Source organism: Burkholderia sp. 4M9327F10 (genome assembly GCF_005503145.1).
GTDB lineage: Bacteria > Pseudomonadota > Gammaproteobacteria > Burkholderiales > Burkholderiaceae > Paraburkholderia.
The window spans coordinates 80,545-102,651 of sequence record NZ_SCNV01000028.1 but is presented as its reverse complement, the minus strand read 5'-3'; the positions used below and the strand labels follow the sequence as shown (position 1 = coordinate 102,651).

Annotated in this window: 21 protein-coding genes and 1 riboswitch; of the genes, 7 read left to right on the top strand and 14 right to left on the bottom strand. The window is 63.6% G+C overall.

Going from position 1 to position 22,107, the window contains the following annotated elements:
• Positions 1–333 precede the first annotated feature (333 nt).
• Both FFS45_RS23670 and FFS45_RS23665 read left to right on the top strand, forming a co-directional pair.
• Positions 334–708, top strand: coding sequence for a type II toxin-antitoxin system RelE/ParE family toxin (locus FFS45_RS23670; protein WP_137957057.1), 375 nt, complete (start codon positions 334–336; stop codon positions 706–708).
• The gene (locus FFS45_RS23665; RefSeq protein ID WP_137957056.1) at positions 701–1,006 is read left to right on the top strand and encodes a DNA-binding transcriptional regulator; all 306 of its coding nucleotides are present in this window, start codon (positions 701–703) and stop codon (positions 1,004–1,006) included. Before FFS45_RS23670 ends, FFS45_RS23665 begins: the two co-directional genes overlap by 8 nt.
• Positions 1,007–1,058: 52 nt before the next feature.
• Here the strand turns inward: FFS45_RS23665 and lnt are convergent, their stop codons facing one another.
• From lnt to FFS45_RS23630, 7 genes are all read right to left on the bottom strand, one after another.
• Positions 1,059–2,729 carry an apolipoprotein N-acyltransferase gene (lnt, locus tag FFS45_RS23660; RefSeq protein ID WP_137957055.1) on the bottom strand — a complete coding sequence of 557 codons (1,671 nt, stop codon included), beginning with the start codon at positions 2,727–2,729 and terminating at the stop codon, positions 1,059–1,061.
• 34 nt (positions 2,730–2,763) lie between these two features.
• Positions 2,764–3,660, bottom strand: coding sequence for a transporter associated domain-containing protein (locus FFS45_RS23655; protein WP_137957054.1), 897 nt, complete (start codon positions 3,658–3,660; stop codon positions 2,764–2,766).
• 234 nt (positions 3,661–3,894) lie between these two features.
• Positions 3,895–4,566, bottom strand: coding sequence for a gamma-glutamylcyclotransferase (locus FFS45_RS23650; protein WP_137957053.1), 672 nt, complete (start codon positions 4,564–4,566; stop codon positions 3,895–3,897).
• Between the two features lie 34 nt (positions 4,567–4,600).
• A complete protein-coding gene (gene ybeY, locus FFS45_RS23645; RefSeq protein WP_137957052.1) occupies positions 4,601–5,062 on the bottom strand; it encodes an rRNA maturation RNase YbeY in 462 nt (153 codons plus the stop codon).
• Between the two features lie 66 nt (positions 5,063–5,128).
• Positions 5,129–6,190: a PhoH family protein gene (locus FFS45_RS23640; protein ID WP_137957051.1), complete on the bottom strand. Its 1,062-nt coding sequence runs from the start codon at positions 6,188–6,190 to the stop codon at positions 5,129–5,131.
• 33 nt (positions 6,191–6,223) lie between these two features.
• A complete protein-coding gene (miaB, locus tag FFS45_RS23635) occupies positions 6,224–7,609 on the bottom strand; it encodes a tRNA (N6-isopentenyl adenosine(37)-C2)-methylthiotransferase MiaB (RefSeq protein WP_137957050.1) in 1,386 nt (461 codons plus the stop codon).
• Positions 7,610–7,753: 144 nt separating this feature from the next.
• Complete coding sequence (locus FFS45_RS23630; RefSeq protein ID WP_137957063.1) at positions 7,754–8,725, bottom strand: LysR family transcriptional regulator; 972 nt, start codon at positions 8,723–8,725, stop codon at positions 7,754–7,756.
• A 113-nt stretch (positions 8,726–8,838) separates the two neighbouring features.
• Between FFS45_RS23630 and FFS45_RS23625 the strand changes: the two genes are divergently transcribed.
• The 3 genes from FFS45_RS23625 to ribB all read left to right on the top strand — a co-directional run bounded on the left by FFS45_RS23625 (position 8,839) and on the right by ribB (position 11,960).
• Positions 8,839–10,014 (top strand): MFS transporter, encoded by a 1,176-nt coding sequence (locus FFS45_RS23625; RefSeq protein WP_137957049.1) that lies wholly within the window; start codon positions 8,839–8,841, stop codon positions 10,012–10,014.
• Positions 10,015–10,159: 145 nt separating this feature from the next.
• On the top strand, positions 10,160–10,843 hold the full coding sequence (locus FFS45_RS23620; RefSeq protein WP_137957048.1) for an XRE family transcriptional regulator: 684 nt from the start codon (positions 10,160–10,162) through the stop codon (positions 10,841–10,843).
• 93 nt (positions 10,844–10,936) lie between these two features.
• Positions 10,937–11,097, top strand: a riboswitch (FMN riboswitch).
• A 143-nt stretch (positions 11,098–11,240) separates the two neighbouring features.
• Positions 11,241–11,960: a 3,4-dihydroxy-2-butanone-4-phosphate synthase gene (ribB, locus tag FFS45_RS23615; protein WP_137957047.1), complete on the top strand. Its 720-nt coding sequence runs from the start codon at positions 11,241–11,243 to the stop codon at positions 11,958–11,960.
• Between the two features lie 139 nt (positions 11,961–12,099).
• Here the strand turns inward: ribB and FFS45_RS23610 are convergent, their stop codons facing one another.
• From FFS45_RS23610 to glpD, 4 genes are all read right to left on the bottom strand, one after another.
• Positions 12,100–12,786 carry an HAD family hydrolase gene (locus FFS45_RS23610; RefSeq protein WP_137957046.1) on the bottom strand — a complete coding sequence of 229 codons (687 nt, stop codon included), beginning with the start codon at positions 12,784–12,786 and terminating at the stop codon, positions 12,100–12,102.
• A 117-nt stretch (positions 12,787–12,903) separates the two neighbouring features.
• The gene (locus FFS45_RS23605; RefSeq protein ID WP_137957045.1) at positions 12,904–13,611 is read right to left on the bottom strand and encodes an MIP/aquaporin family protein; all 708 of its coding nucleotides are present in this window, start codon (positions 13,609–13,611) and stop codon (positions 12,904–12,906) included.
• Positions 13,612–13,766: 155 nt separating this feature from the next.
• Positions 13,767–15,266, bottom strand: a complete 1,500-nt coding sequence (glpK, locus tag FFS45_RS23600) for a glycerol kinase GlpK (RefSeq protein ID WP_137957044.1) — start codon at positions 15,264–15,266, stop codon at positions 13,767–13,769.
• 242 nt (positions 15,267–15,508) lie between these two features.
• Positions 15,509–17,074, bottom strand: a complete 1,566-nt coding sequence (gene glpD, locus FFS45_RS23595; protein ID WP_137957043.1) for a glycerol-3-phosphate dehydrogenase — start codon at positions 17,072–17,074, stop codon at positions 15,509–15,511.
• A gap of 180 nt (positions 17,075–17,254) precedes the next feature.
• On the opposite strand from glpD, the gene FFS45_RS23590 reads away from it, so the two are divergent.
• Positions 17,255–17,632, top strand: coding sequence for a hypothetical protein (locus FFS45_RS23590; protein ID WP_137957042.1), 378 nt, complete (start codon positions 17,255–17,257; stop codon positions 17,630–17,632).
• Between the two features lie 14 nt (positions 17,633–17,646).
• Here the strand turns inward: FFS45_RS23590 and FFS45_RS23585 are convergent, their stop codons facing one another.
• From FFS45_RS23585 to FFS45_RS23575, 3 genes are all read right to left on the bottom strand, one after another.
• The gene (locus tag FFS45_RS23585; RefSeq protein ID WP_137957041.1) at positions 17,647–18,294 is read right to left on the bottom strand and encodes a TetR/AcrR family transcriptional regulator; all 648 of its coding nucleotides are present in this window, start codon (positions 18,292–18,294) and stop codon (positions 17,647–17,649) included.
• Positions 18,295–18,501: 207 nt separating this feature from the next.
• Entirely contained in the window at positions 18,502–18,699 is a 198-nt protein-coding gene (locus FFS45_RS23580) for a hypothetical protein (protein WP_171029726.1), read from the bottom strand.
• 354 nt (positions 18,700–19,053) lie between these two features.
• Positions 19,054–19,833 carry a DeoR/GlpR family DNA-binding transcription regulator gene (locus tag FFS45_RS23575; RefSeq protein WP_137957039.1) on the bottom strand — a complete coding sequence of 260 codons (780 nt, stop codon included), beginning with the start codon at positions 19,831–19,833 and terminating at the stop codon, positions 19,054–19,056.
• Between the two features lie 315 nt (positions 19,834–20,148).
• Between FFS45_RS23575 and ggt the strand changes: the two genes are divergently transcribed.
• Positions 20,149–21,786: a gamma-glutamyltransferase gene (gene ggt / locus FFS45_RS23570; protein WP_137957038.1), complete on the top strand. Its 1,638-nt coding sequence runs from the start codon at positions 20,149–20,151 to the stop codon at positions 21,784–21,786.
• Positions 21,787–22,107: the final 321 nt, after the last annotated feature.

Below are 22,107 nucleotides of genomic sequence, written 5' to 3'. Positions count from 1 at the left end.
GGTGGGGAGCGGCAGTCTTGAGGCACGAAAGACCTGGGAGCCCAACTTCATGGATGGTGGTCTAACGGACGCTTATGTGCGGATTGTCCCGCGCGACGTCGGAGTCGCCTGATAGACGCTTCAATTGCGATTCGATATCTTTCTGAAATATTAAGTAAATCTAAGTTTTATGTTTTTTTGGAAGGTTTAGCCCAGCTGCGATGTGTTGTCCGCAGCTGGGCTACACAGCCGGTCCCACGCAGAGGGGTGTGCGGGGACTTGAACACGGACGGCGCTCGCGCAGGCAATCTATAGCACTGAGTGCTATAATTTAAACCGTAGGGTAGGAGTGGTATGCGGGTCTTCAAGACCAGATTGTTTGCCCGCTGGGCCGATCGGGAAGGTTTGGTCGATGCGGCGTTGCTGGGAGCAGTGGAAGAAATGGACCGGGGTCTGATCGACGCGAATCTGGGTGCGAATGTGTTCAAGAAGCGGGTCGGTGTCGACGGACGGGGTAAGCGCGGCGGACTGCGCACGTTGTTGGCGTTTCGGACGGGTAAGCGGGCCTTCTTCGTGTTCGGGTTTGCAAAGAACGAGCGGGCGAATGTGAGCCACAAGGGACTGCTGACGCTGAAACTGCTGGCGTCGCAACTGCTCGGTTATGACGAGCGTAGCCTGGCCCAGGCGCTGCGGGCGGGCGAGTTGCATGAGATAAAGAGCGATGAGTGACAAACTGTTGAAGGCGTTGCACGAAACAGCGCACGGGCTGCACCGGGCCGGAACGATGGATGCGGTTACGATGCGGGAGTTCGATGCGCTATGCCTGCCACCGGTGAAGGATTACAGCGCTGCGCAGATCAGGCGGCTGCGCCAGCGCAGCAAGGCCAGCCAGGCGGTGTTCGCGGCATGCCTGAACACCAGCGCCTCGACAGTTCAGAAGTGGGAGCAGGGGCAGAAGCGGCCGAACGGCCCGTCGCTGAAACTGCTCAGCCTGGTGGACCGCAAGGGTCTGGAGGCTCTGCTTTGAGGTCTTAAGATTGGGCAAAAAAGGCGCTCTTTCAACCAGAGCGCCACCCCACTCACCCCTCTCCGTTCCTTCTCCGTATCCCCGGCCCAAACGCAAACCCGAACGCGAGCAACAGCAACGAAACCGCCAGCACAGTGTTATTCCCACTCGTCACATACGGCGTGTTGCCGGTAGTCCCCTGCACGGTTACATCAATCGATCCAACCGTATAAGGCGCAAGCCGCGCCAGCACCTTTCCGTGCGCATCGATAGCCGCGGTCGTGCCAGTATTCGTCGCCCGCAACATCGGCCGCCCCGTTTCCAGCGAACGCATCCGAGCAATCTGCAAATGCTGATCGAGCGCGATCGTGTCGCCGAACCAGGCGAGGTTGGTGGAATTGATCAGCACCCCTGCCGGCGTAGCATTGTCACGAATCGACCGCGCAATCTCTTCGCCGAAAATATCCTCGTAACAGATATCGACGGCAACCGGCTGGTTATGCACAAGAAACGGCTTCTGCACCGGCGCTCCGCGCGAAAAGTCACCGAGCGGAATATTCATCATGTTGACGAACCAGCGGAAGCCCCACGGCACGAATTCGCCGAACGGCACCAGATGATGCTTGTCGTAGCGGTACAGTTCGTGCGAACCCGGCGTGATGCCGAACAGGCTATTCGTATAGTCGACCAGCCTGCCTTCCGGCGTAATGGTTCCGCCAATCGCACCGAAAATCACCGATGTACCAGTTGAATCGACAAACTTGCGCACCGCCAAGGCAAACGGCTCCGGCAGTTCCTGGATGATGACCGGAATCGCGGTTTCCGGCGTCACCACAAGGTCGGCCGGCTTCGCGGTAATCATCTGCTGATATTCGTTAATGGCGGCAACCATGCCGGCCTGCTCGAATTTCATTTCCTGCTTCACGTTGCCTTGCAGCAGGCGCACGTTCAGCGGCGCGTTGGCCGGCACGGTCCACGCTACAAGCGGCAGCAGCATGCCGGCTGCGATCAGCGCCACTGCCACAACGGCCGCCGGCAGCACGCGGCCGGCGCGCGAGGCGCCCTTGGCGGCCTCGACAGGTTCACGCACGCGCACCAGCGCCTGCACGATCAGCGCTGCCACCAGCGCCAGCATCCAGCCCACACCATACACGCCCGCAATCGGCGCAAATCCGGCGAGCGGCCCATCAACTTGCGCATAGCCGCTCGAGAGCCACGGAAATCCGGTGAAGACATAGCCGCGCAGCCATTCGCCGAGCGCCCACGCGCTGGCGAACGCAAACGCGCCGTGCCACGTAGGCGAAAACGGTTGGTCATCGCGCACGCCGTTTTGCGCGTGCCCGGCGCAGAACGACCAGACACCCGCCGCCAGCGCCGGATAGAGCGCGAGGTAGAGCGAAAACAACACCAGCGCCGCGCCCGCCAGCGGCGCAGGCATGCCGCCGTAGTGATGCATGCTGACGTACAGCCACCACACGCCCGTAACGTAGTTGCCAAACCCGAATGCGCCGCCCGTCAGCGCTGCGCTCTTCCACCCGCTCGTGCGGGTGAGCCACGCGAAGAAAAACGCGAACACCACCACTTCGAGCCAGCCTCCATGCGGCGTCGGTGCGAACGACAACGTGTTCACCGCACCCGCAAGGAGTGCGACGAGGTAATGCCAGCGAGGCAAGCTTCGGACCGGCGCTTGCGCAACGGTGGACGCCACGCTACGGCGCAGACGGGAAGTGATCGGGTCGGCCATTATTGCGTGGTCGTCTTAAGGGGAGGGAAAGAGGTCAGGTCTGCACGTGCTGTGCGTCGCGCTCGCGCTGGCCCGCAAGCGGATCGCGGCGCACCAGCAGCATGTGAATCTGCCGCGCGTCGCCGCGCAGGATTTCGAAGATGAGGTCGTCGATGCGCACCTTCTCGCCGCGATGCGGCACGCGCCCGAAATGATGCGTCACGAGCCCGCCGATTGTGTCGACTTCTTCGTCCGAGTACTGCGTGCCGAACGTTTCGTTGAACTGCTCGATCTCGGTCAGTGCCCGCACGCGGTAGCGGCCGTCCGGCGAGGCGATGATGTTGCCGCTTTCCTCGTCGAAATCGTATTCGTCCTCGATGTCGCCGACGATCTGTTCCAGCACGTCTTCAATCGTGATGAGGCCCGCGACGCCGCCGTATTCGTCGACGACGATGGCAATGTGATTGTGGTTCACGCGGAAGTCATGCAGCAGCACGTTCAGGCGCTTGGACTCCGGAATGAACACAGCAGGGCGCAGCATGCCGCGCACGTCGAATTCTTCTTCGGCGTAGTAGCGCAGCAGGTCTTTGGCGAGCAGCACGCCGATGATGTTGTCGCGATTGCCTTCGTAGACCGGATAGCGCGAGTGCGCTTTTTCCAGCACGAATGGAATGAACTCCGCCGGTGTTTCCGCGATATTGATCGCGTCCATCTGGGCGCGCGGGATCATGATGTCGCGCGCGCAGAGTTCGGAGACCTGGAAAACGCCTTCGATCATCGACAGTGAATCCGCGTCGATCAGGTTGCGCTCGTGCGCGTCCTGGAGGATTTCCAGAAGTTCGCCGCGAGATTCGGGCTCGGGCGAGATGAAGTCGGTCAGACGCTCAAGCAGGGAGCGTTTTTCCTGAGGTTTGTCGCTAGTTCGGTGTCGACTGGGATACGTGTCGTTCATGGTGGTGCGCCCGGCAAGTCTGGGCGCGCTGTTGCAGAGCGTTAAGGATACACCACGCACATGGCAGCACCGTGTCCCGGCGGACGCGCCGGCGAGACAGGCGGTGGCGCCGCGTGCGCAGGGCCTGGTTCAATGCTAACGGATAACGCCGTTCGAGGGGCGCTGGAGCAAAAATTCGCGACGCAAGGCGGGTGTAAGACTGGATTCGCCTTACAGCGGCGACGGGTGACCTGGCTAGCCGCCGTCGCTTTCCGCTTCGCGGCAGCGCGCCAGCAGCGCCTCCAGCGCGCGGTCCGGCATGCCGCACTCGCGCAGCGCAGCGACAGTGCGGCTCACGTAGTCGAGCGTCGTGCCGTAGCGGCCGCTGGCGCAGCCGAACACCGTCTGCACCACCTCGTCGGCCAGTTTGCCGGTGTAGGTGGGCACGTCGCGGCGCATCACGAAGGCGAGTGCGTCGACGCGGCGGCCGTCGGCGAGGTTGCACGGCAGCCAGGCGGGCCGGTACGAGCCCATCGCCATTTCCCGGCGCCATAGCGTCTCCAGATGCGGCATGGCGCCGTCGGCGGCGAGCCGGAACGCAATGCCGGTGCACGAACCGCCGCGGTCGAGCGCCAGCACGAGGCCCGGCTGCTCTGGCGTGCCGCGGTTGACGCGCGACCACAGATACAGGCCACGGTGGTAACCATGCACCTTGGAGCGCGTTGCTTCGACCGTCGGCATGCCGGGATTCCAGATCAGCGAGCCATAGCCGAACAGCCAGAGATCGCTTGTGCGGTCCCAGTCACGCAGGGTGCATTCGAGCGAGACGCGCAGTTCCTCGTCCGTCAGCAGCCGCGATTCGCCGAGCGAAGGCGGATAGCCGGGGCAGGGCGGACGCTCGTCGGGTACGGAATAGGGGGCGCTCACGGTGCGTGGTTGGTGTGGTTAAGCGGGAGGTGAGCTATTGGTATGGGTCGCTGAAACCGAGTGTGGCCAGGATTTCGGTTTCGATGGCTTCCATTTCCTGCGCTTCTTCTTCCACCTCGTGATCGTAGCCTTGCGCGTGCAGGGTGCCGTGCACCAGCAGATGCGCATAATGCTCGGCGAGTGTCTTGCCCTGCTCGGCCGCCTCCTTCTCGACCACCGGGCAGCACAGGATCAGATCGCCGGTCACCGGATCGTCTTCCGATTCGGCGTAGGCGAAGGTCAGCACGTTGGTCGAATAATCCTTGCCGCGATAGGTGCGGTTCAGCGTGCGGCCTTCCTCGGCGTCGACGAAGCGCACGGTCAGTTCCGCATCGGCGAACAGGGCCGCCTTGACCCATCCCGCAACCGTGGCGCGCGGCAGAACCGCCTTATGCTCGGGCCAGGCCTTGGCGGCGGGGAATTGCAGGTTTAACGTCAGTTTCGGGGCGCGGCTCATGCGTCTTGGTGCTGTAGCGTTTTTAACGGTCGAATGCGCAGCTCTTTGCGATGCGGCATGGCTGATTCAACGGGCATCGGCGGGACTCACGTTTTTCTGCGAGTGCGCGTCGTAAGCCTCCACGATACGCGCCACCAGCGGATGGCGCACCACGTCTGCACTGGTAAAGCGCGTGAGTGCAATGCCGCGCACGTCCGAGAGCACCTGCTGCGCTTCGATCAGCCCGCTCTTGTGGCCGCGCGGCAAGTCGACCTGGGTGGTGTCGCCGGTCACCACAGCCTTCGAGCCGAAGCCGATCCGCGTGAGGAACATTTTCATCTGTTCGGGCGTGGTGTTCTGCGCTTCGTCGAGAATGATAAACGCGTGATTCAGCGTGCGGCCGCGCATGTAGGCGAGCGGCGCGATCTCGATCATCTGCCGCTCGAACATCTTCGCGGTCTTGTCGAAGCCGAGCAGGTCGTAGAGCGCGTCATACAGCGGGCGCAGATACGGGTCCACCTTCTGCGCCAGGTCACCCGGCAGGAAGCCCAGGCGCTCGCCCGCTTCCACGGCCGGGCGCGTCAGCACGATGCGCTTGACCTGGTCGCGCTCCAGCGCGTCCACCGCGCAGGCCACCGCCAGATACGTCTTGCCGGTGCCCGCCGGGCCCACGCCGAATGTCACGTCGTGCGAGACGATCTGTTTCAGATATTCACGCTGTGCCGGCGTGCGGCCGCGCAGATCCGCACGCCGCGTGTACAGCTTCGGGCCGAGTTCTTCAAGGTCTTCGTCGCCGGTGTCGGCCGGTTCGTCGAACGGATGGTCGGGGTCGTGGCGAAAGCGCGCATCCGTGCTATCCGTGCCGTTCGGGCGGTTGCGCGCCGGATGACGCGCCTCGACGAGCGCAAGCTGGATGTCGTCGACCGACAGCGGATCGCGCGCGCTGTTGTAGAAATTTTCCAGGGCGCTGAGCGCCAGCTTGGCGCCCCGGCCGCGGATCGAAATCCGGTGACCGCGGCGTTGCAGCGTCACATCGAGCGCCTGCTCGATCTGCCGCAGGTTTTCGTCGAGCGGTCCGCAGAGGTTGGCAAGCCGCGCGTTGTCTTCGCGCGGTGCGGTGAATTCCAGATGCTGCTGGGTGGTCTTCAAGGCGGTGGATCGATCCTGTCGGTTTTAGTGCGCTTAATGGGTGGTGGCCGGCGAGCCGTCATGCATCTCGTCGTGCACCAGTACGAGTTCGCCGCGTAGCGAATGTGGGTACGCCTGCACGATTTTCACGTCGACCATCTGGCCGATCAGCCGCGCGTGCGATGCCAGCGGCACCGGGAAATTCACCACGCGGTTGTTTTCGGTGCGGCCGGCGAGTTCGTTCGGGTCTTTGCGCGCGGGACGCTCGACCAGAATCCGCTCGACCTTGCCGACCATCGACTCGCTGATACGGGCGACGTTTTCTTCGATGGTAGCCTGCAGATGTTGCAGCCGTTTGAGTTTCACTTCACGCGGCGTGTCGTCATGCAGATTGGCTGCCGGCGTGCCGGGGCGCGGGCTGTAGATGAACGAGAAGCTGGTGTCGTACTTCATCTCGTGAACCAGCGCCATCATCTTGTCGAAGTCTTCCTCGGTCTCGCCGGGGAAACCGACGATCATGTCGGTGGACAGCGACAGGTCCGGGCGAATCGCACGCAGCTTGCGGATCACCGACTTGTATTCGAGCACGGTGTAGCCGCGCTTCATGGCCATCAGGATGCGGTCGGAGCCGTGCTGCACCGGCAGGTGCAGATGGCTCACGAGCTTGGGCACCTTTGCGTACGTGTCGATCAGGCGCTGCGTGAATTCCTTCGGATGCGACGTGGTATAGCGGATGCGTTCGATGCCGGGAATATCCGCGACGTATTCGATCAGCGTCGCGAAGTCGGCGATCTCGGACGAACCGAGCGTGAGGCCGCCACGGTAGGCATTCACGTTCTGGCCGAGCAGCGTGACTTCGCGCACGCCCTGGTCGGCGAGGCCGGCGATTTCGGTGAGCACGTCGTCGAGCGGACGCGACACTTCCTCGCCGCGCGTGTACGGCACGACGCAGTAGCTGCAGTACTTGCTGCAGCCTTCCATGATCGAGACGAAGGCGCTCGGGCCGTCGACACGGGCCGGCGGCAGATGGTCGAATTTTTCGATTTCCGGGAACGAGATGTCGACCTGGGCGCGGCCGCTCTCACGGCGCTTGTCGATCATCTGCGGCAGACGGTGCAGGGTCTGCGGGCCGAACACCACGTCCACATACGGCGCACGCGCGACAATCGAGGCGCCTTCCTGGCTCGCCACGCAGCCGCCCACGCCAATAATCAGGTTCGGATTCGCTTCTTTCAGCTCGCGCGCGCGGCCGAGTTCGGAGAAGACTTTCTCTTGCGCTTTTTCGCGCACCGAGCAGGTGTTGAACAGAATGACGTCCGCGTCTTCCGGGGTGTCGGTCTTGACGAGGCCTTCAGCCGCACCGAGTACGTCGACCATTTTGTCGGAGTCGTACTCGTTCATCTGGCAGCCGTAGGTCTTTACATAAACTTTCTTGATCATCGAATTTCGCCGGTCGCAGTGGTTAATCTGGGGGCGTCGTTTAAAGAGTGAAGAGAGGCGACAACATGCGCGGGCCAGGGCGCGGCGCGAGGCCGGATGAAGCCGTGGGGTAGCCGGGCGGCACGTTCTCAGCGTAGTGCAACATTATAGCCCTTCGCCGGATGCGGGTTTTTTCTGCGGACGCAGTTGCGGCAGGCCCAGCAGGCGTTCCAGTTCGTCCGAAACCAGCGCGAAACGCTCGCTCAGAAAGTCCAGCAGCACCCGCACGCGCGGCGCCATGTAGCGGTTGCGGTGGTATAGCGCGTGCAGCGGCGCGTCCGGGTAGCGCCAGTCGGGCAGCAGCACCTTGAGCCCGTCCGAGCGCAGGTCCGCTTCCACGTCCCACATCGACTTCACCACAATTCCGTAGCCGCGCAGCGCCCATTCGCGGGCGACGGCGCCGTCATTGGTTTCGCGGGCGGTCTCGAGCGGCACGGTGTAGTGCTGAACCTCGTCGCCGCGCGTGAAGTGCCATTCGTTGACGGGGCCGGACGCCGTACCGAGCACGATGCAATCAAATCGCGCCAGATCGAGCGGGTCCTTGGGCTCGCCGTGCTTCTCGACATACTCCGGCGCGGCGCACAGCACCCGCCGGTTCGGTGCGAGCGGCCGGGCGATCAGCGAACTGTCCTGCGGCACGCCGAAGCGGATGGCGAGATCAATGTCTTCCTGCACCAGATTCGACAGCGAATCCGAGAGCGTCAGGGCGAAGCTCACCTCGGGATAAACCTCGTTGAACTCGTCGAGCCAGTGCATCAGCAGGTTGCGGCCGAAATCGGAGGTGGCGGAAATCCGCACCTTGCCGCGCACCACGCTTTGCCCCTCCTGCAGCAAAGCTTCCGCGTCGTCGAGCGCTTTCAGCGCCTGGCGGCAGCAGTTGAGGTAGAGACGCCCTTCGTCGGTGAGGCGCAACTGCCGCGTGGTGCGCTCGAACAGGCGCGCCTTCAGGCCGGTTTCGAGCTTCGTCAGCCGCGCGCTGGCGGCGGCCGGCGTGAGGCCGAGCTTGCGGCCCGCCGCCGAGAGGCTGCCCAACTGCGCGGCTTCGACGAACAGGCGCACGTCGCCGAGGTTATCCATGGGCATAGATTGTTCGAAACAATTTGAAAATGATTCAAATGCTACGCCAATTCTCAAATGGATGGGCGAGGCCGACAATCCGCTTACCGAAATTTTGCGGCTGGAGTCTTGCGATGCCTATCCCCCTTCTTGCGCTGGCGATCAGCGCCTTTGCCATTGGCACGACCGAGTTCGTGATCATGGGTTTGCTGCCCGAGGTGGCGCGCGATCTGGCGGTCTCGATCCCGTCTGCCGGCTTGCTGGTGAGCGGTTATGCGCTGGGCGTCGCGGTCGGCGCGCCGCTGCTGGCGGTGGTGACCAGCAAGATGCCGCGCAAGCTCGCGCTGCAGTTGCTGATGGGCGTGTTTATCGTCGGCAACGTGCTGTGCGCGGTGGCATCGGACTACTCGGTGCTGATGATTGCGCGCGTCGTGACGTCGTTTGCGCACGGCTCGTTCTTCGGCATCGGCGCGGTGGTGGCGGCCTCGCTCGTGCCGCAGGAGAAGCGCGCCAGTGCGATTGCGCTGATGTTCACCGGTCTCACGCTCGCCAATGTGCTCGGCGTGCCGTTCGGCACCTTCATCGGCCAGCAGTTCGGCTGGCGCACGGCGTTCTGGGTCGTCGCCGCGCTCGGTGTGGTCTCGCTGGCGGGCGTCGCGGCGCTGGTGCCGAACCGGCACGACACAGGGCCGGCCGGGCTGATGCACGAAGTGCGCGTCATGAAGGACCCGCAAGTGTGGATGGCGCTGGCGATGACGATTGTCGGCTTCGGTGGCGTGTTCGTCGTGTTCACCTACATTGCACCGATTCTCGAGCAGGTGAGCGGTTTCTCGCCGCGCGGCGTCACGCTGATTCTGGTGCTGTTCGGCGTGGGGTTGACGCTCGGCAATACGATCGGCGGCAAGCTCGCGGACCGCGCGTTGATGCCCTCGCTGATGGGGATTTTGCTGGCGCTTGCCGTCGTCATGGCGGTTTTCACGCGCACCAGTCATTCGCAGGTGGCCGCGGCGGCGACGATTTTCGTGTGGGGGATCGCCGCGTTCGCCACGGTGCCGCCGCTGCAGATGCGCGTGGTCGAAAAGGCGACGGCGGCGCCGAATCTGGCGTCGACGCTCAATATCGGCGCGTTCAACCTGGGTAATGCGGGTGGCGCGTGGCTCGGTGGCCTCGCCATCAGTCACGGCCTGGGGCTCGATGCACTGCCGTGGGTCGCCGCGGTGGTGTCGCTCGCGGCACTGCTGCTGACATGGTTTGCAGCCCGCACGGATGCGCCGGCCGGCAAGCGTGCGGTCAGCGGCCAGGCCATATGAAAATTCGGCACAAGCTTTGCCGGAATCGTCCTCCGCAATACTGATAACAGTGTGAAGATAACTTCGTTGGGCGTAGCGAATCGCAATGCTATCTTGCCTCCACTAACCCTTTGCCCGCCATCTGGCGGCGCTACTGGAGGTACTCATGAATTCACCGCTTGCGCTGGTTCGCGATGCCACACTCGATGCTAACGACGGGTCGCGGGCCGCGGAACCCTTTGACGCACTGGAACATCTGGTCGGCGTCAATCTAGCCCGTCTGCGGGCCGAACGGCAGTTGTCGCTCGACGCGCTGGCTCGCGCTTCGGGCGTCTCGCGTGCCATGCTGGCGCAGATCGAGTCGGCCCGCAGCGTGCCGTCGATCAAGGTGCTGTGTAAGGTCGCGGCGGCGCTGAAGGTCTCGGTTGCCGCGTTTCTGCGCCGCCATGCCACCAACGGCTTCGAGCATCTGCCCGCCGACCGGGCGACGCGCCTGGTCAGCTCGAACGGCCGTTATTCGGCCCGGCCGCTGTATCCCGATGCGGAGCCAGCGACTGCCGAGTTTCACGAATTGCGCATCGCGCCGCTGCATACCGAGCCGGGCGTGCGCCGCGCGCCGGGCACCACGGTCAATCTGGTGGTGAGCGAAGGCACGCTGGAAGTCAGCGTGCACGATCAGCGCCAGTTGCTGGCCACGGGCGACGCCATCGTATTCGACGCCGATCAGCCGCATAGCTTGCGCAATCCCGGCGACACCGAGGCGCGCGCGTTTCGCGTCACGCTGAATGCCGAAACGCCGCCGCGCTGGGACGTGCCGCACGACCCGGCGCGCCATGCGGCGCCGGTCTGACGGCTAGCGAGGCGCCGTTCTAATCCACGACTGCTGCGCTGCAGAACGGGCGCGGCTGTTGTATGCTTCCCCTGCCGGAATTTCCGGCAATCAGTGCGTCTTCAGGGCGGGGTGAAATTCCCCACCGGCGGTATGCCGGCAGCGCAATCGCGCTTGCCAGTGAGCCCGCGAGCGCCCGCGTTGTTGTTGCGGGGTCAGCAGATCTGGTGCGATGCCAGAGCCGACGGTCACAGTCCGGATGGAAGAAGATGTGCAGATAGTCATGTCGGTCCCCGTTGCGCTGCTCGATGGCCTGAGCGGAGCAGGGTCGTTCCCCTGGAGCGCCCGGCGGGGCGAGTGCTGCCTGTTTGCAATGCCCTGAAACGTTTTTCGCCCAACTTTTGCGAGAGCGTTTCACATGTCCTTGACTACTTTTCCTGCCCCTTCGACGATTGCGGAAAGTGCATTCGCCGATCTCCCCCTGCTTGCGACCGAACCGGTTCCGCCGCGCATTGCCGCCGCATTACAGGCTATGCGCGATGGCCGCGCCGTCGTCCTGCAGGATGACCACGACCGCGAGAACGAAGCCGATCTGATCGTCTCCGCCGAGCGTCTCACCAACGAGACGATGGCGCTGCTGATTCGCGAGTGCAGCGGCATTGTCTGCCTGTGCCTGCCCGACGAGAAGATTCGCGCACTTGAACTCCCGCCGATGGCCGTCAACAACGAGAGCCGTCACGGCACGGCGTTCACGGTGTCGATCGAAGCGCGTGAAGGCGTGACGACCGGCGTCTCCGCCGCCGACCGCGTGACGACGATACGCGCCGCCATCGCCGACACGGCGAAGCCGGCCGACATCGTCCGCCCGGGCCACGTGTTCCCGCTGCGCGCGATGCCCGGCGGCGTGCTGGCGCGGCGCGGCCACACGGAAGGCACGGTCGATCTGGCGATTCTGGCCGGCCTCAAGCCGGCTGGCGTGCTATGCGAGTTGATGAACCCGGACGGCACGATGACGCGTGGCGCCGATGTGGAGCGCTTCGCTGCGCAACACAATCTGCCGATTCTGACGATCGCCGAGCTGGTGGAATTCCGTGAGGCGCTGGCCGCGGCGCGCGAGTGCTGCGCAGACGAGGTTTGAGCGGCCCGTAGCGGTTTGTACGTAACATGACCTGCAAAACCCGCGCTTTGCCAGCGCGGGTTTTGCATTTTGCGTAGAGGGATGTGTCGCGGGACGTACATTAACTCGCATCATCCCGCGCGAGTGCTTCTGCGTACTACTACGACTGCACGTCCGCAAACTCACCGCGCACGCCTGCTTCTACGAGCGCGGGCAGTTCATCCATGTGCTGCATGATTCGCGTCATGCCCATCTTGCGGAGCGCATCCGCATACCCATCCGGAATATGACTCGCGCCGACGAAGGCGATGGTCTTCATGCCGGCCGCACGCGCCGCATTTAGTCCGGCGACGCTGTCTTCGATCACGAGGCACTTGGCCGGCTCCACCCCCAACTGCTGCGCGGCAAACAGATACACGTCAGGGTACGGCTTGGGCCGCGACACCTGCTCGGCGCTGAAAACGCGTTCGCCGAACACCTGCTGCAACCCGGCGCGTCGCACCGAAGCCTGCACGCGCTGCATGCGGCTATTGGATACAACTGCCGCCGGCAGCGACACGCGTTGCAGCGCGTCGCGCACGCCGCCCACGGCGCTCAGCTTCGAGCCCAGCGCCAGTTCGACGTTGTGCTCGACCGTTTCCAGAAAATTCTCCGGCAGGGTAATGCCGAACGATGCCTCGATGCCTTCGAGAAAGCGCGAGGTCTGCTGGCCGAACGCCGTTTTTACGACGCTGGTGAAGTCGAGGCCGGGGAAGGTGGCCGAGAGCGTTTCAAGAAGTACGTGGTCAGCGATAACTTCGCTGTCGACGAGAACGCCGTCGCAGTCACAGATAAGATGATCGAGCATGCCGGAACAGGGAGCGAGAGGAGCGTGGACCTTTCGGTCCGTGCGCAAACTGAAAGCATCATCATACGTGCTTTGTTGGGCTCTGCGCGACCTGTTCGCTCCTGTCCGCGGTTCTTCTCAATGCATGTGCAGATAAAGCCACGCAGCCGCCGCACCGCCGGCGAGCGGACCCAGCACCGGCACCCAGGCATAACGCCAGTCGCTGTCGCGCTTGCCGGGGATCGGCAGCAGCGCGTGCATCAGACGCGGCGCCAGATCGCGCGCCGGGCTCATGGCATAGCCCGTCGGGCCGCCGAGCGAAATACCGATGCCGAGCACCAGCAGGCCCACCGGCAGGGCATCCAGCGCACCCAGACCGACCTGCGGCGAAGCCAGATACAGCACGCCGAGAATCAGCACGAACGTGCAGATCATTTCTGTCAGGAAATTGTGCGGGGCGCTGCGAATGGCGGGCGCCGTGCAGAACGTGGCCAGCTTGATGTCGGCATCCGGCTCTTTTTCGAAGTGCTGACGGTACGCCATCCACACCAGGCCCGCGCCTGCCATGCCGCCCAGCATCTGCGCGGCGATATAGCCGGCCACCTTGCTCCAGGCGAACTTGCCGGCCAGCGCGAGGCTGATGGTCACGACCGGGTTCAGGTGGGCGCCGCTGAACGACGCCGTAATGAAGACCGCAATAAAGACCGCCATGGCCCAGCCCATCACGATAACGATCAGGTCGGCGCCCTTGCCCTTGGTGCGGGCGAGCAGCACGTTGGCAACGGCCCCGTTGCCGAGCAGAACGAGCATGGCTGTGCCGATGAATTCGGCTATGTAAGGTGACATGATTGGTTCTCCGAAATTTATTTTTTAGGGAGACCGTTGTACAAGCGGTCTCTCGGCGTCAATGAATAATCAGGTGCGCGGCAAATTACAGGGCCGAGCGGTTTTTGTCGAGGTGTATAGGCTCTACAGAACCTATACACGATGACCTTGACCGATCAGGGCGTGTCGGCCCATGCCTTGGCGGCACGGATCGCACGTTGCCAGCCCGCCAGATTCTCCGTGACCTCGCGCGGCTCCATATCCGGCGTGAAACGGCGATCGAGTGCCCACTGGCTCTGCACTTCGTTGACGTCCTTCCAGTAGCCGACAGCCAGACCCGCCAGATACGCTGCGCCGAGCGCCGTGGTTTCGCTGATCTTCGGACGCACCGTGTCCACGCCGAGAATGTCGGCCTGGAACTGCATCAGCAGATTGTTGGCGCAAGCGCCGCCGTCGACACGCAGCTCGCCGATGCGAATACCCGAGTCGGCTTCCATGGCCTTCAGCACGTCGACCGACTGGTAGGCGATCGAATCGAGCGCGGCGCGGGCGATATGCGCCGAGGTCGTGCCGCGCGTGACGCCGAACAGCGTGCCGCGTGCGCGAGCGTTCCAGTGCGGTGCGCCAAGGCCCGCGAAAGCCGGGACGAGGTACACGCCGTCGCCGTGCGGCACGGTGCGCGCAAGCGATTCGATTTCGGAGGCGCTCTTGATGATGCCGAGACCGTCACGCAGCCACTGCACCACGGCGCCCGCGATAAAGATGCTGCCTTCGAGCGCGTAGTTGATCTGGTCGCCGATCTGCCAGGCGATCGTGGTCACGAGGTTGTTCTTCGATTCGATCGGCTTTTCGCCGGTGTTCATCATCAGGAAGCAACCCGTGCCGTAGGTGTTCTTCACCATGCCCGAGCGCGTGCACATCTGGCCGAACAGCGCGGCCTGCTGGTCGCCCGCGATGCCGGCGAGCGGGATCTTCGAGGCGAACACGGTGGTCTTGCTGTGGCCGTAGATCTCCGACGATGCACGCACTTCCGGCAGCATGCTGCGCGGAATGTCGAGCGCCTGCAGCAGCTCGTCGTCCCATTGCAGCGTGTGGATGTTGAAGAGCATGGTGCGCGACGCGTTGGTCACGTCGGTGACGTGCAGTTCGTGCTTGGTGAAGTTCCACACCAGCCAGCTATCGACGGTACCGAAGGCGAGGCGGCCCTGGTTGGCCTTTTCGCGTGCGCCCTCGACGTTGTCGAGAATCCAGCGGATCTTCGTCGCGGAGAAATACGCGTCGATCGGCAGGCCGGTCTTCGCGCGGACTGTTGCTTCGAGCCCCTTGGCTTTGAGCTCGTCGCAGAAGTCGGCGGTGCGGCGGTCTTGCCAGACGATCGCGTTATAGATCGGGTGGCCGGTCTCGCGGTCCCACACAATCGTGGTTTCGCGCTGGTTGGTGATGCCGATGGCGGCGATTGAGGTGCCGTTCAATCCCGTGCGGGTCACGGCCTCGGCGGCGACGCCCGCCTGGGTCGACCAGATTTCCTGCGGGTCGTGTTCGACCCAGCCCGGACGCGGATAGATCTGCTGGAATTCCTTCTGTGCCGTCGAAACGATGTTGCCCTGACGGTCGAAAAGCATGGCGCGCGAACTGGTTGTGCCTTGGTCGAGCGCGAGGATGTACTGATCCGGCATTGTCTCTTCTCCATGTTATGAGTCGCAGGACTAACGATCCGGCGACGGGAACGGCTTGTTGTTTTGGGTTACTGCAACTGCCGTGGCTTTGTGCATTCCGGTTGCCGATCGGCAGGCCGGAATACGGTGTTATTGCGATGCTATTGGTGCTATCTGCGTTACGGGTGCTATTGATGCGTTGTACGAAATACACCTGCGGCGGGCTCGCCGTGCTGCTTATGCGTCTTGCTTATGCACTCTGCTTATGCGTGCTCCCCAGCGGCCGCCTGCTTGAGCGGTGCACGCTCGAGCGCGGCGGGCGAGTGGGCAAACCAGCCGTCGATCTCCTGTGTGACGCTTTCCAGCGTGCCCGGCTCGACATGCAGACCGAGCTTCGAGCGCCGCCACAGCACGTCCTGCGCGCTGCGGGCCCATTCGACGTCGCGCAGATAGCGTAGCTCGGCTTCATACAGCCCCGGGGCAAAGGCGCGGCCCAGCTCGTCGAGCGAGCGCGCCTCGCCGATCACGTGCTTTGCGCGCGTGCCGTAAGCACGGCCGTAGCGATGCGCGAGATCGGCGGGCAGCCAGCCGTATTGCTGCTTGAGCTGCGTGAGGAAGCGTTCGAAATTGGCCTGCGGAATATCGCCACCGGGCAGCGCCGCGCCGGCAGTCCACGCCGGCGCGGGATTCTGCAGCGCGCGGCAGAGTTCGTCGACGGCTTCTTCGGCAAGCTTGCGGAAGGTGGTGATCTTGCCGCCGAACACCGACAGCAGCGGCGCTTCACCGGCGGGTGCGTCAAGCTCCAGACGGTAGTCGCGCGTCACGGCCGAGGGATTGTCGGCGCCTTCTTCCTCGAGCAGCGGACGCACGCCCGAGTAGGTCCAGCGCACGTCGCGCGGCGAGATCTGCTGCTTGAAGTAGCGGTTGATCGATTCGCACAGGTATTGCGTTTCGTCGGCGTTGATCGCCACTTTGGCGGGGTCGTCGCGGTATTCGATATCCGTGGTGCCGATCAGCGTGTAGTCGTGCTCGTAAGGGATCGCGAAAATGATCCGCTTGTCCGGATTCTGGAAGATGTACGCGTGATCGTGCTCGAACAGGCGCGGCACGACAATGTGGCTGCCCTTGACAAGGCGCACGCTATGGTTCGCGTCGCGGCCGAGCGCGCCGTGCAGCAGTTCGCCGACCCACGGGCCCGCTGCGTTCGCAATCGAACCGGCGCGCACTTCAAGCAGCGTGCCGTCGGCGCGGCGCAGTTTCGCATGCCATTCGCCGCCGGCGCGCACGGCGCTGACGAGCTTGGTGCGGGTGAGGATGGCGGCGCCGTTTTCCTGCGCGTCTAGCGCATTGAGCACGACGAGGCGTGCGTCGTTGACCCAGCCGTCCGAGTACACGAAGCCGCGCTTGATCGATTCGATCAGCGGCGCCCCTGCTGGATGGCGGCGCATGTCGATGCCGCGCGAGGCCGGCAGCAGTTCGCGGCGGGCGAGGTGATCGTAAAGGAACAGGCCGGCGCGGATCATCCAGGCCGGCCGCAGGTTCGGCATGTGGGGCATCACGAAGCGCAGCGGCCACATGATATGCGGCGCCGCGCGCAGCAGTGTTTCGCGTTCCTGCAGCGCCTTGCGCACGAGGCCGAACTCGCGGTACTCGAGATAGCGTAGGCCGCCGTGAATCAGCTTGGTGCTGGCCGACGACGTATGCGCCGCCAGGTCGTCCTGTTCACAGAGCAACACGGACAGGCCGCGCCCCGCGGCGTCGCGAGCGATGCCGGCGCCGTTGATCCCGCCGCCCACGACGAGCAAATCGTATCTAGAGCCTTGCGTCACCTGCTGTGTCCCCTACGACATGTAAAGAAGAAAGCTATCGAACTGATAGTGTTCGTTTTCGAACTTTAATGAACATAATCGAAAAAGTAAAGTTCGACTTGACTGAGCGTATGTCCTGGGTAGTAGCGCGACGCATCGGCACCGACGATACTCAAGGCATTAGCCAACTCGAGGTGAAACATGCGGGGATTGTGGGCAATCAGTGTGACGGCGCTGCTGGCGGGTTGCGTGGGTACGCCGAGTCTGAACGGCAGTTTCGGTGCGCCGTCGTTTGCAGCGCTACAGCAGATCTGCAGCCCGGCGGCGCCGGTGGATTACGGCAATGACGCGCAGTCGGTCTACACGACTTTCTACGATGCCTATGTCGCCAATCGGCACGGCAAGGTCTCGACGGCGGATTACTGCGCCTTCCAGGGGGCGATCGCGCAGCACTACACGACGCTCGGCACCAGCAGCGATCCGCAGGCGCGTGATCAATGGGTGGCGTTTTTCCTCGATCAGCGCGCGAAGGCGATTAGCTGGCGCGCAGCGGTCGATCCGACGCTCCGCAGTGGTTAAGAGGTGAGTGGTTACTACGGTGCTGGTTGAGGCTGTGCGCCGCGCCATAGCATCTTGCGAAGCTGGGCCAGCACGGCCTCGCGCGTGAGCGCCGCGTTTGCTGCGTCCTCCAGCGGAGGATGCTGATCCGCTGGCAGCGGTAATTTGTTAGCGAGCGCCAACATCGCAAAGCCGTGCAGACCCGCCCAGTAGGCATAGGCGATCAGGCGCGGATCGCCCTCCAGGCGCCCGGCCGCCACGAGCGGCTCGAAATGCGCGCCGAGGATGCGCCAGGCGCGCTGCGACGCGGCGGCCAGTCCGGGGTGGGTGGTCTCATCCGGTTGTGCGAGATCGAACATCAGACGATACGCATGAGGTTCATCGAGCGCGAACGTCACGTAGGCCTCGCTGAGCGCCGTTCCCTGGCGGGCGGGTTCGGCAGCCTGTGCGGCCGCTTCTAGCCGCTGCGCGAAGCGTGTGAAGGCCGCGGCGCGCACCATCGCGAGGATTTCTTCCTTGTCGCGGAAATACCGGTAGGGCGTCATCGCGCTGCAGCCCAGTTCCTTGGCCAGCTCGCGCATCGTCACGCCTTGCGCGCCACGGGTGGCGAACGCGTCTTCGGCGACGCGGCGCATGGCTTCGCGAAACTGGTGAATGTCTTCGTCAGAGAGTGTTTTTGGCATGCCGGATGGCGCAGAGGTCCATCGCGTCAATTTACTGCGTAAATCAACACGGCACAACCAATGACGAAAATGAGTCCCAACGTGGAGTTTCTGGGCTTAACTGGCGCGCACCGGTACACGGCACGCGTTTGGTCGCTGCGGGCGGCGCACTGCGCCGCCCGCGAATCCTTGCTTGTATAAGATCACGCGCCGGAACACCCCGGCGCACTATGAGAGACGCTTGATTGCCCGGATCGCCGTATCGCCGATGTCGGTGATGCGCCATTGCTTGAGTCCGGAGGCAAGCTTTTCGAGTTGTACAAGCTGTCGTTCGAGCAGCGCATCCAGCTCCTCCCGATCCATATCGACCTGATTGGGAGCATCCTTTACGAGCAACAACGTGGCGAATTCATGCGGACTCAGCATCGTTCTCTCCATGTCAAGCGTAACGCGGACTGCCGCGTGGGCGGCTGCGCCGGCGCGATGGCGGGGCGCAGCGCAATCCGCTACAGGATCAGGCGGGAGTGACAGAGGTCACGACCGGCGCGCATCGAAAATGGCGTCGGGGAACTGGAGTGTAGTCAACCGCACACTGAACGCCAAATCGGCCCCTGAAAATTTTCCATTTGACAATTGAAGGCTTGAGGGGCGGTCTGGATGGGCGGGCAAATCCTTGATTTCACTCGAGGTTTCGCGTGCGGTGCAGCAAATGGTCCGGATGTGCGGCGACTGGCGGAATCGGCCAGCTGATAGGCGCGGGTGAGTTGCCCCCACCCGCTCTCACTCGGCGATGTAAACCTGGGTGCCGGCCGTAGCCAGCGTTTCGGCCATGTCGGCGGGCGGCGCTGCGTCGGTGAAGAGCGCGTCGATCTGGTTCAGATGGCCTTGGCGGACCAGCGCCGGCCGGCCGAACTTCGAATGATCCGTAGCGAGGAACACCGTGCGCGCGTGCTCGATGATCGCCTCGGCTACACGCACTTCGCGGGTGTCGAAGTCGCGCAGAGTGCCGTCGGTTTCGATGCTCGATGTGCCGATGATCGCGAAATCCACCTTGAACTGGCGGATGAAATCGATCGCGAGTTCACCCACGATACCCTTGTCCCACGGCCGCACGATGCCGCCCGTGACCAGCACCTCGCAGTCCGGATAGCCGCTCATCATGCTGGCGACGTTCAGGTTATTGGTGATCACGCGCAGCCCCCGATGGCGGTTCAGCGCGCGCGCCACTTCCTCGGTAGTCGTGCCGAGGTTGATGAAGAGCGATGCCTGATCGGGGATATGCGTGGCCACGAGCGCCGCAATGCGCCGCTTCTCGTCGTGGAACATCCGTTGCCGTGCAGTGTACGAGACGTTCTCGGAACTGGTCGGCAGGCTGGCGCCGCCGTGGTAGCGGCGCAGCAGATTCATGTCGGCCAGCCAGTTGACGTCGCGCCGGATGGTTTGCGGCGTGACGTCAAAGTGAGCAGCCAGGTCATCCACGGTCACGAAGCCGTCGCGTTGCACCCACTCGAGCAATTCCTGTTGACGTGCGTTGAGGGTCAGGCGGGGGTCTCGGGTCATGTGTCTCGGGTCTAGTGATGGTGCCGGCGCCGGGTGCGGCCGCCAGCGCCAGGAGCGAGCGATGATTCTACGGTGAGTTATTGTAAGACCAACAGCCCGGTTGTCCGCCAACATAGACGACATGCGCAAGATCACAACCGCCCCGCAAGTCATCGCCGGCCGATTTATTCAGCATGTTTCTGCATTTATTCATTTGATAAATGAATTTGTTTTTTCGGCCGGTTCGCGCTGCAATCAAAGGTTCTTCCCGTGCTGCTTTTCCAATGGCGCCAGTGGGCTACCCGCGCTGGGCCGCGCTTTCCGAGAGTCTCCTACATGACCCGCTTCAACTGGCAAAACCCTTACCCGACGCCGCGCCTGCCGGTGTTCGCGCGCAATATCGTCTCGACTTCGCATCCGCTCGCCGCGCAGGCCGGCCTGCGCATGCTATGGAAGGGCGGCAATGCGGTCGATGCGGCCATCGCGGCGGCGGCGGCCATCACCGTCGTCGAACCGGTCTCCTGCGGGCTGGGCGGCGATGCGTTCGCGCTCGTGTGGGATGGCGCCAGATTGCATGGGCTGAACGCGTCCGGCGTGGCGCCGGCGGCCTGGAACGTCGATTACTTCAAGGGCAAATACGGCGAGGAGAACGGTCTCGCGAAGCAGCCCAAGCGCGGCTGGGATGCCGTGACCGTGCCCGGCGTGATCGCCGGCTGGGAGGCGTTGCACCAGAAATTCGGTTCACTGCCGTTTGCCGATCTTATGGAGCCGGCCATTGAGATCGCCGAGCGCGGCCACGCAGTCGCAAGCATCGTGGCCTACAAATGGGCGGCGGCTGTGCCCGAACTGAAAGACCTGCCGGGCTTTGCGCAGACCTTCATGCCGCGCGGCCGGGCGCCGCAAGTGAGCGAACTGGTGCGTTTTCCCGGACACGCCAGCACGCTGCGCAAGCTTGCCGAGCAAGGTCCGCGTGCTTATTACGAAGGTGAGATTGCCGAGCAGATCGCGGCATTCGCACGCGAAGGCGGCGGCGCCTTGACCGCGGCAGACCTGCGCAATTACCGCCCCGACTGGGTCGAGCCGATCAGCAAAGACTATCGCGGCTACACAGTGCACGAGATTCCGCCTAGCGGCCAGGGGATTGCCGCGCTGATCGCACTGGGCATCCTTGAAAAATTCGACATGGGTGCGCTCGCGGTGGACAGCGTCGAGTCGCAGCACCTGCAGATCGAAGCGATGAAGCTCGCGTTTGCCGACGTCTACCGCTACGTTGCCGACCCGCGCTCAATGGAAGTGACGCCCGAGCAGATGCTCGACGATGCTTATCTGAGCTCGCGCGCCCGGCTGATCGATCCGAAGCGCGCGACGCGGTTCGACTTCGGCATGCCCAAGGCGGGCGGCACCGTCTATATGTCGGTGGCCGACGAGCGCGGCATGATGGTGAGCTTTATTCAGTCGAACTACATGGGCTTCGGCTCCGGCATCGTCGTGCCGGACACGGGCATCGCGCTGCAGAACCGCGGCTGCGGTTTCTCGATGGACCCGAAGTCGCCGAACGTTGTCGCAGGCGGCAAGCGGCCGTTCCATACCATCATCCCGGCCTTCCTCACGCAACAGGTCGACGGCAAGCAGGAAGCGGTGATGAGTTTCGGCGTGATGGGCGGCGACATGCAGCCGCAAGGCCATCTGCAATCGATCGTGCGCATGCTCGATTACGGCCAGCAGCCGCAGGCGGCGTGCGATGCGCCGCGCTGGAAGGTGAACCGCGACTTCACCATCGACATCGAAGCAACGCTCGACGCCAACACCGCCCGCGCGCTCGAAAATCTTGGCCATACGATCAAGTCTGTCGACGATTCTTACATGGACTTCGGCTCCGGCCAGTACATCTGGAAGCTCGATCGCAACGATCCGGAGCGTGGCTACGTGGCCGCGAGCGACAGCCGGCGCGACGGTCTTGCAGCGGGTTTCTGATCTGTTTTAAACCTCGCGCTGCAGCGCGAGTGTGCTGTTGACCTGCGGCTATGCCGATTGCGTGAAGCTTGTCTGGCGCATCGGCATAGCCGGTTATTGCCGATTATTGCCGCTCATTTCCGGGTGCCGCAGGGCACGGCCATGCACCCTGGGCCGTTCGGTCTGCTAATCGGCTTGCCCGCCAACGGCATCGCCGTGCACCGGCGAGGGTCCCCATCCCCTTTGATCTGCGGCAAATTTTCGCGCCTTACGCGAGGCCGCTGATACCTTACCGCGCCTTGCGCACCATCCCCTTGACGCACGCCGTGGCGGCCCCTTACG

What these genes read in the sequence shown, in the direction of transcription:
- FFS45_RS23585 (WP_137957041.1), bottom strand. Translation starts at nt 18,294, where the DNA reads ATGCCAAAAACACTCTCTGACGAAGACATTCACCAGTTTCGCGAAGCC.
- FFS45_RS23580 (WP_171029726.1), bottom strand. Translation starts at nt 18,699, where the DNA reads ATGCTGAGTCCGCATGAATTCGCCACGTTGTTGCTCGTAAAGGATGCT.
- FFS45_RS23665 (WP_137957056.1), top strand. Translation starts at nt 701, where the DNA reads ATGAGTGACAAACTGTTGAAGGCGTTGCACGAAACAGCGCACGGGCTG.
- FFS45_RS23590 (WP_137957042.1), top strand. Translation starts at nt 17,255, where the DNA reads ATGCGGGGATTGTGGGCAATCAGTGTGACGGCGCTGCTGGCGGGTTGC.
- FFS45_RS23625 (WP_137957049.1), top strand. Translation starts at nt 8,839, where the DNA reads ATGCCTATCCCCCTTCTTGCGCTGGCGATCAGCGCCTTTGCCATTGGC.
- FFS45_RS23670 (WP_137957057.1), top strand. Translation starts at nt 334, where the DNA reads ATGCGGGTCTTCAAGACCAGATTGTTTGCCCGCTGGGCCGATCGGGAA.
- FFS45_RS23630 (WP_137957063.1), bottom strand. Translation starts at nt 8,725, where the DNA reads ATGGATAACCTCGGCGACGTGCGCCTGTTCGTCGAAGCCGCGCAGTTG.
- ggt (WP_137957038.1), top strand. Translation starts at nt 20,149, where the DNA reads ATGACCCGCTTCAACTGGCAAAACCCTTACCCGACGCCGCGCCTGCCG.
- miaB (WP_137957050.1), bottom strand. Translation starts at nt 7,609, where the DNA reads ATGATCAAGAAAGTTTATGTAAAGACCTACGGCTGCCAGATGAACGAG.
- FFS45_RS23575 (WP_137957039.1), bottom strand. Translation starts at nt 19,833, where the DNA reads ATGACCCGAGACCCCCGCCTGACCCTCAACGCACGTCAACAGGAATTG.
- lnt (WP_137957055.1), bottom strand. Translation starts at nt 2,729, where the DNA reads ATGGCCGACCCGATCACTTCCCGTCTGCGCCGTAGCGTGGCGTCCACC.
- FFS45_RS23610 (WP_137957046.1), bottom strand. Translation starts at nt 12,786, where the DNA reads ATGCTCGATCATCTTATCTGTGACTGCGACGGCGTTCTCGTCGACAGC.
- FFS45_RS23655 (WP_137957054.1), bottom strand. Translation starts at nt 3,660, where the DNA reads ATGAACGACACGTATCCCAGTCGACACCGAACTAGCGACAAACCTCAG.
- FFS45_RS23620 (WP_137957048.1), top strand. Translation starts at nt 10,160, where the DNA reads ATGAATTCACCGCTTGCGCTGGTTCGCGATGCCACACTCGATGCTAAC.
- ybeY (WP_137957052.1), bottom strand. Translation starts at nt 5,062, where the DNA reads ATGAGCCGCGCCCCGAAACTGACGTTAAACCTGCAATTCCCCGCCGCC.
- glpK (WP_137957044.1), bottom strand. Translation starts at nt 15,266, where the DNA reads ATGCCGGATCAGTACATCCTCGCGCTCGACCAAGGCACAACCAGTTCG.
- ribB (WP_137957047.1), top strand. Translation starts at nt 11,241, where the DNA reads ATGTCCTTGACTACTTTTCCTGCCCCTTCGACGATTGCGGAAAGTGCA.
- FFS45_RS23605 (WP_137957045.1), bottom strand. Translation starts at nt 13,611, where the DNA reads ATGTCACCTTACATAGCCGAATTCATCGGCACAGCCATGCTCGTTCTG.